Source organism: Halomonas sp. R57-5, from assembly GCF_900070345.1.
Taxonomy (GTDB): Bacteria; Pseudomonadota; Gammaproteobacteria; order Pseudomonadales; family Halomonadaceae; genus Vreelandella; species Vreelandella ventosae_B.
This window is the reverse complement of the sequence record NZ_LN813019.1, coordinates 3,547,694-3,562,147: the sequence shown is the minus strand read 5'-3', so window position 1 is coordinate 3,562,147 and position 14,454 is coordinate 3,547,694. Positions and strand designations below refer to the sequence as shown.

The 14,454-nt window shown below is 57.3% G+C and carries 15 protein-coding genes; 12 read left to right on the top strand and 3 right to left on the bottom strand.

Features of this window, described 5'->3' with window-relative positions; all coding sequences use genetic code 11:
- Positions 1–54 precede the first annotated feature (54 nt).
- The 4 genes from HALO_RS16330 to HALO_RS16315 are packed head-to-tail and all read left to right on the top strand — an operon-like array spanning position 55 to position 3,778.
- On the top strand, positions 55–756 hold the full coding sequence (locus HALO_RS16330) for a response regulator (RefSeq protein WP_035577814.1): 702 nt from the start codon (positions 55–57) through the stop codon (positions 754–756).
- On the top strand, positions 753–2,072 hold the full coding sequence (locus HALO_RS16325) for an ATP-binding protein (protein ID WP_050713699.1): 1,320 nt from the start codon (positions 753–755) through the stop codon (positions 2,070–2,072). Before HALO_RS16330 ends, HALO_RS16325 begins: the two co-directional genes overlap by 4 nt.
- A 27-nt stretch (positions 2,073–2,099) precedes the next feature.
- Positions 2,100–2,765 carry a c-type cytochrome gene (locus HALO_RS16320; RefSeq protein WP_035577818.1) on the top strand — a complete coding sequence of 222 codons (666 nt, stop codon included), beginning with the start codon at positions 2,100–2,102 and terminating at the stop codon, positions 2,763–2,765.
- Positions 2,762–3,778 (top strand): c-type cytochrome, encoded by a 1,017-nt coding sequence (locus HALO_RS16315; RefSeq protein WP_050713698.1) that lies wholly within the window; start codon positions 2,762–2,764, stop codon positions 3,776–3,778. The genes HALO_RS16320 and HALO_RS16315 overlap by 4 nt, the downstream gene beginning before the upstream one ends.
- 56 nt (positions 3,779–3,834) lie before the next feature.
- On the opposite strand, the gene dsbG is transcribed toward HALO_RS16315, so the two are convergent.
- From dsbG to HALO_RS16300, 3 genes are all read right to left on the bottom strand, one after another.
- Positions 3,835–4,614, bottom strand: a complete 780-nt coding sequence (gene dsbG / locus HALO_RS16310) for a thiol:disulfide interchange protein DsbG (protein ID WP_035577821.1) — start codon at positions 4,612–4,614, stop codon at positions 3,835–3,837.
- An 80-nt stretch (positions 4,615–4,694) separates the two neighbouring features.
- Positions 4,695–5,510 carry a TlpA disulfide reductase family protein gene (locus HALO_RS16305; protein ID WP_035577823.1) on the bottom strand — a complete coding sequence of 272 codons (816 nt, stop codon included), beginning with the start codon at positions 5,508–5,510 and terminating at the stop codon, positions 4,695–4,697.
- Between the two features lie 134 nt (positions 5,511–5,644).
- Positions 5,645–7,411: a sugar phosphorylase gene (locus tag HALO_RS16300; protein ID WP_035577825.1), complete on the bottom strand. Its 1,767-nt coding sequence runs from the start codon at positions 7,409–7,411 to the stop codon at positions 5,645–5,647.
- A 210-nt stretch (positions 7,412–7,621) separates the two neighbouring features.
- Here HALO_RS16300 and nrdR point away from each other — a divergent pair, with 210 nt between their 5' ends.
- From nrdR to HALO_RS16260, 8 genes are all read left to right on the top strand, one after another.
- Entirely contained in the window at positions 7,622–8,101 is a 480-nt protein-coding gene (gene nrdR, locus HALO_RS16295; protein WP_035577827.1) for a transcriptional regulator NrdR, read from the top strand.
- Positions 8,098–9,264 carry a bifunctional diaminohydroxyphosphoribosylaminopyrimidine deaminase/5-amino-6-(5-phosphoribosylamino)uracil reductase RibD gene (ribD, locus tag HALO_RS16290; RefSeq protein ID WP_050713697.1) on the top strand — a complete coding sequence of 389 codons (1,167 nt, stop codon included), beginning with the start codon at positions 8,098–8,100 and terminating at the stop codon, positions 9,262–9,264. The genes nrdR and ribD overlap by 4 nt, the downstream gene beginning before the upstream one ends.
- Positions 9,265–9,407: 143 nt before the next feature.
- Complete coding sequence (gene ribBA / locus HALO_RS16285) at positions 9,408–10,574, top strand: bifunctional 3,4-dihydroxy-2-butanone-4-phosphate synthase/GTP cyclohydrolase II (protein WP_035577832.1); 1,167 nt, start codon at positions 9,408–9,410, stop codon at positions 10,572–10,574.
- Positions 10,575–10,592: 18 nt separating this feature from the next.
- Positions 10,593–11,081: a 6,7-dimethyl-8-ribityllumazine synthase gene (gene ribH / locus HALO_RS16280; RefSeq protein WP_035577834.1), complete on the top strand. Its 489-nt coding sequence runs from the start codon at positions 10,593–10,595 to the stop codon at positions 11,079–11,081.
- Positions 11,078–11,572 (top strand): transcription antitermination factor NusB, encoded by a 495-nt coding sequence (nusB, locus tag HALO_RS16275; protein ID WP_050713696.1) that lies wholly within the window; start codon positions 11,078–11,080, stop codon positions 11,570–11,572. The genes ribH and nusB overlap by 4 nt, the downstream gene beginning before the upstream one ends.
- 36 nt (positions 11,573–11,608) lie before the next feature.
- The gene (gene thiL, locus HALO_RS16270) at positions 11,609–12,598 is read left to right on the top strand and encodes a thiamine-phosphate kinase (RefSeq protein WP_035577838.1); all 990 of its coding nucleotides are present in this window, start codon (positions 11,609–11,611) and stop codon (positions 12,596–12,598) included.
- Entirely contained in the window at positions 12,595–13,068 is a 474-nt protein-coding gene (locus HALO_RS16265) for a phosphatidylglycerophosphatase A family protein (protein WP_022519723.1), read from the top strand. Before thiL ends, HALO_RS16265 begins: the two co-directional genes overlap by 4 nt.
- A gap of 95 nt (positions 13,069–13,163) precedes the next feature.
- Positions 13,164–14,420 carry a DUF945 family protein gene (locus tag HALO_RS16260; RefSeq protein ID WP_035577840.1) on the top strand — a complete coding sequence of 419 codons (1,257 nt, stop codon included), beginning with the start codon at positions 13,164–13,166 and terminating at the stop codon, positions 14,418–14,420.
- The last annotated feature ends 34 nt before the right edge of the window (positions 14,421–14,454 follow it).

The window sequence follows — 14,454 nt, the reverse complement described above, 5'->3', positions numbered from 1 at the left end:
ACGCTGGGTTAATACCCATCAGCCATGCTGATGGGTAATAAATAGGAAACCGCTATGCACGTCTTGTTGATTGAAGATGACCCGCTGGTTGCTTCGGGTATTCGCGCTGGATTAATGACCTACGATTTTGTGGTCGATCACGTCTCCACGGTGAACGCCGCCCGTCAGGCGATGCGAACGGTGGCCAGTGATGTGGTCATTCTTGATCGCGGATTGCCCGATGGCGATGGTCTTCAATTGCTGGCCGAATGGCGTGAGCAGGGCAACGACGTTCCCGTGCTGGTGTTAACCGCCAGGGATGCGGTGCGTGACCGGGTGGATGGACTGCAGGGCGGCGCTGACGACTATTTGGTAAAACCCTTCGATTTAGATGAGCTGGTAGCGCGTTTGCACGCCTTGTTACGCCGAGTAGCAGGGCGCAGCAGCGGTCTGATTGCCCACGGCGCCCTCTGCTTAGATCCAACGGCTAGGGAGGTCTACGTCGATGAACAGCTGATTATGCTGTCTCGCCGGGAACTGGTGCTGCTTGAAACCTTCCTGCAATCGCCACGCAGCGTCCTTTCCGCCGACCAGCTCAAAGATAGCCTTTACGGTATGAACGACGATGTGGAGAGCAATGCGCTGAATGTGCATATCCACCACCTGCGCCGCAAGCTGGGTAGCGGCGTGATCGAGACAGTGCGAGGACTTGGCTATCGGTTGGGCAAACCCGAATCGGTACATGCGGCTGGTACGCCCTACAAGGGGCAGTTATGAGTTTACGTGCGCGCTTGCTGCTGACTCTGGGATTAACGCTGGCACTGCTCTGGGGGGTGGCAGCGGCGTGGCTGATGCGCGACCTGGAAGAGAAGTTTGTAGACACCCTGGATCAGCGCTTAGCGCAGTCGGCAAGAATGGTGGCCGGGTTAGTCCTGCAGCTGCCGTTTGACGTATGGGAAGACGCCGAGCACCCGGTGCTGTCTATTCCACCCATTGAGGGGCTGGCCTGCCAAGTGCACTCGCCCCAAGGTGAGATCATGGCGCGTACCCATGCCGATATGGACGCTATTCTCGCCCCGGGAGAGGGCGGCCACACTTATCGTCAGGCAGGCGACGTGACTTGGCGGGTGTTTACCTACGAGCGCGCTGGCATCGTGATTACCACCGCTGACCGTATGGATGAGCGCGATATGCTGCTCAGCGGCGTTATACGCATGACCGTGGTGCCCTTTATCGTAGCGCTGGTAGGCAGCATGTTTGCGCTCTGGCTGGGGGTTTGGCGTGGCTTAGCACCGCTAACACGGCTGCGCGAATCGCTGGCCAATCGCCACCCTGATGCGCTGGCCCCGGTCGCTACCTACGGCTTACCCAAAGAGATACGGCCGCTGATTGAGACCCTCAATGCCCTCTTGGCGCGCGTACAGCAAACCATTATCCGCGAGCAGCGCTTTACCAACGATGCCGCCCACGAACTGCGCACACCGCTTACTGCAATCAAAMCCCACCTGCAAGTGGCCCGTCGGGTCGAAGGGCAGGCTGCAATAACATCGCTCAACTATGCTGAAGAAGGTGTGGTGCGGTTGAGCTCAACCCTTGACCAGCTGCTCACGTTGGCCCGCGTAGAGGGGCGTGTGCGCTTTGACGATGGCGAGGCTAGCCGCGTTGCGGACGTGGCCGAGCACGCCCTGGCGGATAGCCAACACGACAAATCAGCGCGATTTATAGTCCCGCCCCACTGGCCTGATGTCGCCCTTGCGATGCCCCGCGAACTGGCCATCACCGCGCTGCGTAATTTGCTCGATAACGCTATTAGCCATGGGCCCGCCGATGCCGAAGTTACCTTTAATGCGCAGTGGGGGCCAGGGGAGCGTCACCTTACCTTTAGCGTTAGCGACCAAGGCCCAGGTGTTGATGGCGCGACGCTTGAACAATTAACGCAACGATTTTGGCGCGCCAGTAAACAGCAGGGCAGTGGGCTGGGGCTAGCCATTGTGGCCGCTATCGCCGAACGCTTCGGTGGCGAAGTGACGTTTTCCAGCCCAGCAGAAGGTGGTTTTACCGCCTGCCTGGTGGTGCCAGTGGCGGGTAGCTAACAACGATAATGCAAGGGAGGAACCGAGATGAATAAAAAATGCTTAAGCAGGTTTGGCCTGCTGATGGGGATTGGCTTAGCCGCTGGAGGTGCACTGGCGCAGCAGGGTGACGCAGAGCGAGGCCAGGCAGCAGCGGCTACCTGCACAGCCTGTCACCAGGCCGATGGCAGCGGTATGAATGTGCCCAATGGTGAGTCATGGCCGCGCTTAGCTGGGCTGAATGCCGACTATATCGCCAAGCAGTTACACGACTTTAAAGCCGGGCAGCGTCAAAATGCGACCATGGTGACATTTGCCAATATGCTCGATGACCAGCAAATAGCCGATGTAGCCGAATACTATAGCCAAATGCCGCTAACGCCGGGGCAAGGCGGCGATGAGGCCGACGAAGCTCTGCTGGCGCGTGGTCAACAGCTTGCCGAACGTGGCGATTGGAACGCCTATATTGTTTCCTGCCAAAGCTGCCACGGGCCTGGTGGTACGGGCGTTGGCAGTACCTTCCCAGGTGTCGCCAGCCAGCATGCTGGCTATATCAGCGCTCAGTTGACGGCGTGGAAAAACGAGACACGCAGCAACGACCCGCAGAATCTCATGGGGGCCATTGCCAAACGCATGAGCGATAACGACATTCAGGCGGTGTCTGCCTGGTATGCCACGCAACCCGGTTCAGAAGAGCAGGAGACAGCACAATGATTACCTGTCGTCGCCCCCTCGTTATAGCACTGACCGGCTGCTCGCTTGCGTTCGGTGCCCTTTATGCAGCCACGGTTTTTGCCCAGCCAGAAGAGCGCCCAGATGCCGCGCTGAATATGCTTGTCCACGAGCCCCCCACCATGGAAGACCTTGAGAATTCCGAACTTCATCCGGAGCTGAAAAAAGTCATCCGCTACGGGCACGATCTATTCACCAATACGCAGCAGTTGCGTGGAGAGAACGTGTTCAATGACATGAACTGCTCAAGCTGTCATTTGGGTGAAGGGCGGGTGCCGTTCAGCGCGCCGGTGTGGGCGGCGGCCATCACGCTGCCGGACTTCCGGGGTAAAAACCAGCATGTAAATAACCTGGAAGAGCGTATCGCAGGCTGCTTTGCTTACTCCATGAACGGCGTGCCACCGGAGTATGGCAGCGATGAAATGCTGGCGCTAAGCGCCTACCATCAGTGGCTGGCCACCGGTGCGCCGATGTATCCAGACAAACCGATCTATGGGCGTGGCTTCCCCGCGCCGGATGAGCCAACTGAAGAGCCCGACTACGCTAGAGGCGAAGCGGCTTACCAGGAAAACTGTTCGGTATGTCATCAGGAAGATGGCTCGGGTCACTATGAAAACGGCGAATACGTATTTCCAGCCCCCTGGGGCGACGGCTCTAATAATTGGGGGGCGGGAATCGCACGAGTAGAAACCATGGCGGGCTTTATTTACCAAAACATGCCGCTTGGTCAGCCGCGGTCGCTCAGCGCTCAAGACACCTGGGATATTGCTTACTTCATAAGCAGCCAAGAGCGCCCCCAAGACCCCCGCTMCACGGGCGATGTCGCCGAGACAGCCGAGCGCTTCGGCCCGACCTTCCATAACCGCTCACTGTACGGGCAAACCCGCGAACACGACGGCCACGTACTCGGTGACCACGACAACTTCGGGGAGAAGGGCGACATTAAACCCTGGAACGTCGGCATGCCGCGGTTTGAAAACCTTTCCGAGGAGTAAGCTAGGGAGACGAATGTAGCATTGAGGAGGCCGCTTTAGCGGCCTCCTGCAACCCTCTATGGCGCTTCGCTGCCCATCATGTCGATCAGCCGCTCATCACTGGGCATGCCCTGAATGCGGTCAAGGCGTACGCTGCCATTCTCTGTTTCACGCTGAAAAACCGAGGTGGGCGTGGCATACAGCCCTAACTCCTCGAACAGCTGGTTATTGGCATACACCTGCTCTTCAATTTCCCTTGGTTGGGCGCTGGCTTCGATTTCTTGCTGGCCACTTTCATGGGCATGCAGCGTCGCTGCCGGGTCATCGGCTCCGAGTATGGCGGCTGCTTTTCCAGGGCTGTCGGGCGCTAAGATACCTACCATAATATGACGTAGCTGCACTTCACCTGCTTCCACCCAGGGGCGAACGTCTTGCCACATTTGACGGCAGTAGGGGCAGTTGGCATCTGTAAAGGTGTAAATCACCCGGGGAGCATCAACGTCGCCATCTTGAACCCAGTGGCTTTCGCTTAATAGTTGCCAGGTTTGTGCCTCTAGCGGTGCACGTACATGCTCATCCAACTGCGCTTCGGTAAGGTCATTGCCCTCGCTATCCATTAACGTACCCACTACGGCGTGCTCGCCATCTGGCGTCAGATAAATCGCCATGTCCTGGCCCTGCACGCTGGCGCCATAGCCGCGCAACCCGCCGGGGGCATCGAATTGGCCATGAATCTCCAAGCCTTGGTTGGCAAGCGCCTGGATAGGGGCGGGGAGCTCGTCGGCAGCGCTCGCAGAGGTGCCTACCAATCCTGCCAGTAACAAAAAGCCGCTAATGGTGTTTCGGGTTAATTGCATTACAACGTCCTGTTTTAATGATATGGCGTTAAAAAAATGGGGTGAAAAAAGTAGCAGAAGGCGCTTGATAAGAGAGCAGGTCAGCGCAAACGTTCTAACCCACGCCGCAAAGTAGCGCTGGAAAGCTCGCCAAAGTGCGTATTGACTAGGTTTCCATCCGCATCATAAAAAAGCGTGGTTGGCATGGCGTGAGCCCCGGTGGCTTGGCCAACCGCATTGCGGGGGTCAAGCCATATGTTGTCCAGCGAGAAGTCGTGTTCACTCATAAACGCCTCAATATGGGCAGCTGACTCCCCTTGATTCACGAATACGAAGGTGATGTCTGTTTCATTAGTTTGGGCCTGTTCAAAAACCGGCATTTCGCGGATGCACGGCGGGCACCAACTGGCCCATAGGTTTACCACCATAGGTTGTTGGTTTTGTCGCGACATTTGCGGTAGATCGATGGACTCACCTGCGTGGGTAGTCAGCGCGATATCCGGTAACGGGCGAGATTGGTGCTCTATTAGGGTAGCGCTACCCGCAGCCAGCCCCCACACAAGGCCGCCAGCCAATAGTGCGCCAGTCAGCGGAAACCGCTGGTGTGGTGAGCGCCATAAAACCCAACTGGCATACGCAAGGCCGATAACGATACCGCCAACAATATCAAAACCGCCATCGCGAATATCCAGGCGGGAAAGCAGGCCGTCATACTCGCCCCAGTAACGCACCACGAAGACCAGGCGGGCGCCTATAAAAGCGACAAACAGCAGAGTGAATAGCGTATCGCTAACAGACACCCCATGACGGCGCCCCAGCAGCGCACCGGCAAGCAGCGCCAATAAAAAAGCCAAGCCAATCAAGAGCTGGTGGATACTAAAGCCCATTGGGCCCAGGGCAACACTCTGTTGCAACATAAGAAAAAATAACCCCTAGAATAAAGCTGTGCGGGCATTGTCGCAGCACGACATTATTTAGGGATTAGGTGTTTTATACCTGGGGCGATATGTCGCAATTGGCGGTTTTTGAAGCTTTAGGCTTCTCGACGGTATTAACGATCAGCCACTAACCAGCGTACGGCGTAAGGCGGCAGCGAACCTTCGGCGCTCCAGGGGTTAGCAGGATCCAGCGCTTGCCAGGCGTGTTTTTCAAGTGCCTGGGTAACTGCCTCACCCATATTCTCTAAAGGAAGCGGTAGGTCGGTGACGTTATACAGCGCTAGCAGCCGGCGACCATCGTGGAGCGGGCCGCGCTCTACTGCCAACAGTTCCGGTGCTGAGACCACAACCCGTTGAGCGGCATTGGGGTGAAAGCAGGGCTCCTTGCGGCGCTGGTCTAATAGCCGGTTTAAGGCGTGGAAAACATCGTGAGTGGGCGTCGACGGGCTATCGAGTAGGAGGTCAAGCTCGCTGCGCTGCCAGCGCCGACGGTTGATCGAGCGCAGGCGCCCGCTGCGCTCAACGCCTTCCACGTCATTGAGGGTGCCTGTCAGGGTGTGAATATACAGCGCGGGTATGCCCTGCAAACTCAACATAATCGCCTGGCTGCATAGAAAGCGCGCAATCTGCCATGGGTCGGGACCACGGCGGGTGCCGCGCATGGCTTCAAACCAGGTGATATTGATCTCATAGGGCGTATCGCTGCCATCCGGGTTACTGCGCATGCTGACAAAGCCGCCGAATTTGTGCATCAGCTCCAGCAGTGCATCGCGCTCGTGATCGGGCAGCAAGCCTTCCAGTGGGCGCACGCCGATTCCGTCGTGACTGGCGGTAAAGTTGAGGTAGGTGCAGTGGTCAGGCAGGACGGGAAGGCTGGCAAGCCAAGTTTGCAGGGTGCTCGCTTCACCACGGGTGAGGGTATGCAACAGCAGGGGAGGAAGGGCAAATTGATACACCATATGGGCTTCGTCGGGCTCTCCTTCCGCAAGACGATCTAAGCCAAAATAACTGATGTTTTCCTGGTGGGGCACATTGGTTTCGGTAATCAGCAGAGTGCCTGGCGCCACGTGATCCACAATCGCCCGCAGCAGCCGCACCACGGTGTGGGTTTCCGGCAGATGAATGCAGGCGGTACCCAATTTCTTCCACAGAAAGGCCACCGCATCCAGACGCACAATCCGCGTGCCTTGCTCCAGGTAGAACAGCAAAATACCCACGAACTCGAGCAGCACATCCGGGTTTTCAAAGTTTAGATCAAGCTGGTCTTCGGAGAATGTCGCCCACAGATAGCGAGTGCCGCGCCGGGTGGAAATAGGGACTAGCAGTGGGCTGCTGCGTGGTCGCACCACCTGGGAGACATCGGTATCCGGGTCGACCTCGATAAAGTAGTCGCGCCCCGGCAGGCTGCCGCTCAGGTAATCGACAAACCAGAGAGACTCCCTTGAAACGTGGTTGAGCACCAGGTCGGCCATTAAGTGATAATGGCTGGCCAGCTCGCGGATATGCGACCAGTCGCCGAGATCGGTGTTCACTTCCCGATAGTGGATCACCGAAAAACCGTCGTCGCTGCTCCAAGGAAAGAAAGGCAAAACGTGCACGCCGCTGATGCGATCGCCCAGCCGGGCTTGAAGAAAATCGCTAAGCACTGCCAGCGGTGGCTCGCCCTCTTCAATAATCGAGTCCCCATAGCTGATCACCCACTGGTCCTTTTCGCTCCAGGAAGGTGCGTTATTAGCGTTGGCTTCCACGGCGTTGGGTGAAAATGGGGCAAGCGACTGGAAATGTGCCAGGCGCTGGTTTAAACGGCGCTGCACTTCGCCTGCACGGGGCCCGTAAAGGTGGCTGAGATAGGCGTGAACGGTCTGCTCAAAGGGGGGCATGGGTGACTCCTGATAAACAATCTGCCACAAACGCTGCAGCTTGTGTGCCAAATCGTTACAATACGAGGTTGATACCGCGTTTAAACGCTAAGATATATTAGCTTGTGGCAGTTGCTACTGCGAAACGCCATTAATAGCACACACATTGACAGGTTATAACACGCTAACTCGTGGGGCACGCCGACACGAGCTGACAACAGGTTGACCGCCATGCATTGCCCTTTTTGTGGTGCAAACGATACTCGAGTGACCGATTCGCGGCTGGTAGCCGATGGCGACCAGGTGCGCCGTCGCCGCCAGTGTGCGAGCTGCCAAGAGCGCTTTACCACCTACGAAACCGCTGAATTGGTCATGCCGCGAGTGGTGAAGTCTGACGACTCACGGGAGAGCTTTAACGAAGCCAAATTGCGGGCAGGCATGCTGCGCGCACTGGAAAAACGCCCGGTCAGTGCTGAAGCCATTGAAGCGGCGGTGGAGCGCATTCGTCAAACGCTGCGCGCTCGGGGCGATCGTGAGATCAACGCCCGGGATATCGGTGAGTCGGTCATGCAAGCGCTTAAAACCCTTGATCACGTGGCTTATATCCGCTTTGCCTCGGTGTATCGCAAGTTCCAGGATCTGGATGAATTTCGCGCTGAGATTGATCGGCTTTCCCAAGAGCCCTCAAACAAGAGCGGACCGTCAAAATGAGCAGCGATTTTAGCCACGCCGACCACCGCTATATGGCGCGGGCGCTGCAACTGGCGCAAAAGGGCTTATACACTACTGATCCGAACCCGCGGGTCGGCTGTGTGATTGTGCGTGATGAGCAGATTGTCGGTGAAGGCTTTCATCGGTGTGCCGGTGAMCCCCATGCCGAAATCCACGCTTTAAATGCCGCCGGTGAGCGGGCCCAGGGGGCGACCGCCTACGTGACTCTGGAGCCCTGTTCCCACACCGGGCGCACCGGGCCCTGTGCGGTAGCATTGAAGGAGGCCAGCGTGTCACGGGTAGTGATCGCGATGGTGGATCCTAACCCCCAGGTGAGCGGTCGCGGCATTCGCATGCTTGAAGAGGGCGGTGTCGAGGTTGCTGTGGGCTTGCTTGAGAGTGAAGCGCGCGGGTTAAACCCCGGCTTTATTGCTCGCATGACCCAACAGCGTCCCTTTGTGCGCCTGAAAATGGCGATGAGTTTAGACGGCCGTACCGCCATGGGATCCGGGGAGTCCCAGTGGATTACCGGGCCCGAAGCGCGAACACAGGTGCAGCGGCTGCGGGCGCGCTCCAGCGCCATATTGAGCGGTGTGGAGTCGCTTATTATGGACGACTCACGGCTAACGCTACGCAAAGAGCAGCTGCACCTCGATAATGTTGACGACGTGGTTCGCCGCCAGCCTCTGCGGGTGATTTTAGATACCCACTTGCGCTTACCCCTGGCGGCGGCCTGTTTAAGCGAACCAGGGCGGACGCTAGTGATCACCACGCCAGAGCACGCGGAGGAGAAGCGCGAACGGCTAATCCAAGCGGGTGCGGAAGTTCAGATAGTGCCCGCTGGGAGCGATGGTCGTATCGATCTAGTGGCAATGCTGCAGTGGTTAGCAGAAAATGAGCAGGTTAACGAACTGCTGGTGGAAACCGGTGCGACGCTGGCAGGCGCTATGCTTGACGCGGCGCTGGTCGATGAACTGCAGCTGTTTGTCGCCCCCACGCTGTTAGGTGGCGAAGCACGGCCGCTTTTTGCGCTGCCAGGGCTCTCGCGTATGGCCGACCAGCGGCGTTTAACCATTCATGATATGCGAGCGGTGGGGCGTGATTGGCGCATTATCGCCTCTCCTCAGGCGACTAGCGCATTGAACGAGAGCAAGGTACCCTGACGCGCAAAATCATGACTAATTTTTCGCGGGACGTTTTCTTTGCGACAACTGCTCACGGCAATTGTTTGTGATAATTGTTAATGACAACCGCTCATGAGAACCGTTCGTGACAACTGTTCATGAAAACATTGACTGGAGATTCCATGGCGCACCCCACCTCTAGAGGCTTAGCCCCTATCGCCGAGCTGGTTGAAGATATTCGCCAGGGCAAAATGGTGATTCTCATGGACGATGAGGATCGCGAAAATGAAGGTGATATCATCATGGCCGCCGAAAAAGTGCAGGCCGAACATATCAACTTTATGGCCCGTTTCGCCCGTGGCTTGATCTGTATGCCAATGACCCGTGCCCGTTGTGAGCAGCTTAATTTGCCATTGATGGTGCGTGATAACGGCTCCGGTTTTGGTACCAAATTTACGCTTTCGATTGAGGCAACCGAAGGGGTCACGACCGGTATTTCCGCGGCGGATCGAGCGCGCACAGTACAGGCAGCGGCGGCGCCCCATGCCAAGCCGTCGGATATCGTGCAGCCGGGCCATATCTTTCCGCTGATGGCAGAACCGGGCGGTGTGCTGCGTCGTGCCGGGCATACCGAAGCGGCGTGTGACTTGGCGGCTCTGGCAGGCTGTGACCCCAGCGGTGTGATCTGCGAAGTCATGAATGATGATGGCAGCATGGCGCGCCGCCCGGAACTCGAAGCCTTTGCTCATGAGCACGGTATTAAAATTGGCACCATTGCGGATTTGATTCACTACCGCATCGTCAATGAGCAGACCATCGACCATCTAGAAGCGTCAACGGTGATGACCTCCCATGGCGAGCTGACGTTGCACGTTTTCCGTGATCGTATACAGGGCGCCCATCACCTGGCATTGGTGAACGGCCAGCCCACGCCTGAGCAAGCCACCACGGTGCGCGTGCATCTTAGCGATACGCTACGCGACGTGATGGGCTTGATGAAAGACGAGCAGTGCCGTTGGGATGCTCATCGGGCGCTGGAAGAGATTGCCGGTGCCGCGCCGGGTGTGTTTGTGCTGATTGATGACGGCCGCCCTCATCAGGATTTAAAAGATCAGTTGGATATCTTTTTGGATCGTGTGCGTCAGCCGCGTACTAGCGATTCCGACGGCGCCGGTAACTACTTAACCATCGGCACCGGTTCGCAGATTCTGCGCTATTTAGGCGTGGGTAAAATGCGCTTACTTAGTTCACCGTGGAAGTTCTCCGCGCTGTCCGGCTTTGACCTTGAAGTCGTCGAGCGACTGGGYCCTAACGACACGGCGTACGAGCCAACTTCTCAGCAAGACTAATTTAGCAGGAATAAATTGATGCACTCCCTCACTCAAGTTGAAGGTACCTTTGTTGACGTCGATGGCCACTATGTCATTGTGGTCGGCCGTTTTAACCATCACGTGGTGGATAGCCTGGTGGAAGGCGCCGTCGACAGCTTGACCCGCCACGGCGTAGACGCCGAGCACATTCATATTGTTCACGTGCCAGGTGCCTGGGAACTGCCGTTGGCGGTGAAGCGCGTGCTAAAGGTGATGAAACCCGATGCAGTAATTGCCCTGGGCGCAGTCATTCGCGGTGGAACGCCTCACTTTGAGTATGTGGCGGGCGGCTGCAATACGGCGATCAATCACTTGCAGCTTGAGTTTGATACCCCGGTGGCTAACGGCGTATTAACCGTTGAAAACATCGAACAGGCGATTGAGCGTGCGGGCACCAAAGCCGGTAACAAAGGCACCGAAGCGGCCATGGCGGCCATGGAAATGGTCTCTCTGCTGCGCGCGCTGCCGTTAGGAGATAACCAATGAGCGAGCGTAAACCTTCTGCCGCTCAGCAGGGCCGCCACGCAGCGCGTGAGTTAACCGTGCAGGGGCTTTATCAGTGGCACATGACGGGTAAATCCATCACCACTATTGAAGCCGAGTTTCGTAGCCAGGTGGCTGATGATGATCTGGAAGATCATGAAAACTGGGTCAAGGTGATGGAGATKGCCGACAAGGCACTGTTTCACGAGCTGCTCCATAATACCGTACGTTTTAAGGTGGAACTGGACCGTGAAATCTCTCCCCTGTTAGACCGCCGCCTGGAAGATCTTGATGCGGTCGAGTTGGCAATTCTGCGATTGGGCGCTTACGAGCTTTCCCGGCGCATGGAAGTACCCTATCGTGTAGTGATTAACGAAGGCGTTGAGCTGGCTAAGTCATTTGGCGCCACCGACGGCCATAAATACGTGAACGGTATTCTCGACAAGCTGGCTATTCGCTTGCGTAGTGCCGAGGTCACCGCTCGTCGTCTCTGAACGCGAGCGGTATGACAATGCGTTTAAGGGGCCTTTGTGCTTGCCGAATTTGATTTGATTCGACGCTACTTTATGTCGTCGCAGGAGGCGTCGACCGCGTCAAATGGCGTCACACTAGGATGTGGAGACGATGCCACGCTACTGGTACCGCCAGCAGGTCAACAGCTGGCCGTAAGCGTTGATACCTCGGTGGTGAATGTACACTTTCCCCGCGAAGCCCCGGCATTTGCGGTGGGCCACCGTGCCTTGGCCGTTGCGCTGAGCGATTTGGCCGCCATGGGGGCGACTTCACGCTGGTGCTTAATGGCGTTGACCCTGGATCAGCGTCAATTTGCCGATGATGAAGCTGTCCATGCTTGGCTGGCAGACTATGCGCGTGGCTTTCATTCCCTCAACCAGCAGCACGACACAACGCTGGTGGGGGGGGATGTCACTTCTGGTGCGCTCTCCATCGGCGTCACCGTGATGGGCGAAGTCCCAGTGGGTGAAGCCTTGACCCGTGGCGGTGCCCGGGCGGGTGACCTGATCGCCGTCACCGGCGCATTGGGCGGCGGGGCAGGCGGGCTGGTGCTTTGGCAGCGGGGCGAGCGTGATGTAGCGCATCCGCTGCTAAGTCGCTATCTGTTGCCGCAGCCGCGCTTAGCCGCGGGCTTGGCGCTACGTGGCCTAGCCACCGCGGCGCTGGATATTTCCGACGGCCTGCTGGCGGATCTAGCCCATCTTCGCGAGGCTTCGCAAGTAGGGGCCGTCATCGCGTTAGACGCGCTGCCATTAGCTGATGAGCTGGAAAGCACGCTAGGTCGGGAGGCTGCTTTACAGGCGGCGCTTTCCGGCGGCGATGATTATGAGCTGCTAGTGACATTGCGTGCTAACGATGTAGCCACGGCGCAGCAGCGCCTTGCGCCATTAGGCTTGACGCTGACCGTCATTGGTCACTGTTGCGAATCGCTCGGCGTGAGGGCCTCTGACCAGAGTGACCTAAGCAGCTACGCCGGCTGGCAGCATTTTAGTGGGGAAGCGCCATGAATCGTGCACCTAAAAGTGTCTGGCGCCGTCCAACACATTTTTTTGCCTTTGGCTTAGGCAGCGGCGCTGTGCCTTGGGCACCCGGTACCTTTGGCACCCTGGCAGCCATTCCGTTCTACTGGATGATGGCGGAACTGCCCCTGGGGTGGTACCTGAGTATTTGTTTTGTCACCTTTGTTATTGGCGTTTGGCTGTGCGATAAAACATCTCACGATCTAGGTGTCCACGATCACTCTGGCATCGTTTGGGACGAGTTTGTGGGTTACTGGCTGACCATGGCGGCGGTGCCTTTTTCGTGGGAAGCTGCGCTATGGGGGTTTGTGGTATTTCGCATCTTCGATGTCTTTAAACCCTGGCCGATACGCTGGGCAGACCGCCGCGTAGCGGGCGGTTTTGGTATTATGATCGATGATGTGATGGCCGGGGCCTACGCCTGGAGTACTATGCACCTGTGGTTCTGGCTTCACTAAACTTGGTAAGTGGTAAGTGGTAAATAGAGATCAGGAGCGGTTGATAACTTTTTTCGAGTGCATTGACTGCAAGGCGTTGGCTTCAAGGAGGTAGCATGCGCAAGGAACGTCTGATTGTCCCCACACTGGCAATTATCGCGGTGGTGTGGATGGCAGCGCAGCTCCTCTCCAGCGTGCTTTTTGAGCGCAGCCTGCGCCAAGCGCTCGAAGATTTGGAGGCGCGGGGAGAGTGGCGCGTCAATCGTACTGAGAGTCATCAGGGCTGGCTAAGCTCCCAAGGTAGGCTGATTCTTTCACCGCTATTGGGTCGCCCCTGGCGTCTTGAGCTGACCTATAATGCGCGTCACGGTATCTTAACCACAGATGTCGAAGGCACTGTGTTACCGCGCCTGGATACTGTGTTGCAGCAAGCCTTGGGCGAAGTCACTGCCCCCTCTGTGCCGCGCTGGCAAGGGCGTTACCACACCCTGAGCGGTCATAGCGAGCTGCGCCTGGCGCTTGCTCCCTTCGTTATTCAACAAAATGGCCGCGACTTAGCCGTTCGCGGCGGTCGGCTACGCCTGGAAGGCGTGTTTGGCGATTGGCGGCTACGCGCGCTGTTTGACCAACTCACCCTCACCGATGGCATGGCCCAGCTAGCGCTAGGCCCCACGGCGTTGGAAAGCCGCTACACCTATACCGACGGTGCCTACCACTTTGCTCAGCGCGATCACCTGCATATTGAAACAATGACGCTGAGCTACCCCTCCTACGATATCCAACTTTCGCCCCTCGACCTGAATAGTCATATGGTGCTGGATGAGAGCGAGCTGCGTATCAAAGGTGACTTAGAGGTAGGTGATGTGATGGTGCCTTCTGAAGCGCCGGACATGCCGCTACTTAATGGCCGCATAGAGATGGAACTCTCCCGCCTGAATGCCGATGCGGTACGCCACGTGATTCGCCGTTTGCGGCAGGAAGCCGCTTGGGGAGACGCTAGCCTACCCATGGCCGAAGGCTTGCTGGCACGCCTTGAGCCGGATTTGCGCAAAGTGCTTAGCGACTCGCCGCGTTTAGATGTGATGACCGTTGCCATCGACAGTCCGCTGCTAGGTATTCGCCTGGATGCGGATGGCGCACTGTTTTTTGATGCCCGCCAGTTGGATGAGCTGAGTGTGGTTAATCTGGATAATAAGAAAGAGCAGGCGAAGTGGTTGGAGCGTATTGATGGCGATTTCACCTGGCACGATGCGCCTACCGTCGCTGCGCTATGGTTAGGGCTGCCGCTCGGCACCCGTGAGCTGCAATTTGATGTGGTACGCGGCGTATGGCGAATCAATGGTCGCCCAATGCCCGAGCTTTGGCCTCAATAATTTAAAAGCAACGCTTACCTACGCTCGCAGGTAG

Excerpts from the sequence above, each read along its gene's own strand:
- HALO_RS16330 (WP_035577814.1), top strand. The coding sequence starts at position 55 with ATGCACGTCTTGTTGATTGAAGATGACCCGCTGGTTGCTTCGGGTATT.
- HALO_RS16320 (WP_035577818.1), top strand. The coding sequence starts at position 2,100 with ATGAATAAAAAATGCTTAAGCAGGTTTGGCCTGCTGATGGGGATTGGC.
- dsbG (WP_035577821.1), bottom strand. The coding sequence starts at position 4,614 with ATGCAATTAACCCGAAACACCATTAGCGGCTTTTTGTTACTGGCAGGA.
- HALO_RS16305 (WP_035577823.1), bottom strand. The coding sequence starts at position 5,510 with ATGTTGCAACAGAGTGTTGCCCTGGGCCCAATGGGCTTTAGTATCCAC.
- HALO_RS16300 (WP_035577825.1), bottom strand. The coding sequence starts at position 7,411 with ATGCCCCCCTTTGAGCAGACCGTTCACGCCTATCTCAGCCACCTTTAC.
- nrdR (WP_035577827.1), top strand. The coding sequence starts at position 7,622 with ATGCATTGCCCTTTTTGTGGTGCAAACGATACTCGAGTGACCGATTCG.
- ribH (WP_035577834.1), top strand. The coding sequence starts at position 10,593 with ATGCACTCCCTCACTCAAGTTGAAGGTACCTTTGTTGACGTCGATGGC.
- HALO_RS16265 (WP_022519723.1), top strand. The coding sequence starts at position 12,595 with ATGAATCGTGCACCTAAAAGTGTCTGGCGCCGTCCAACACATTTTTTT.
- HALO_RS16260 (WP_035577840.1), top strand. The coding sequence starts at position 13,164 with ATGCGCAAGGAACGTCTGATTGTCCCCACACTGGCAATTATCGCGGTG.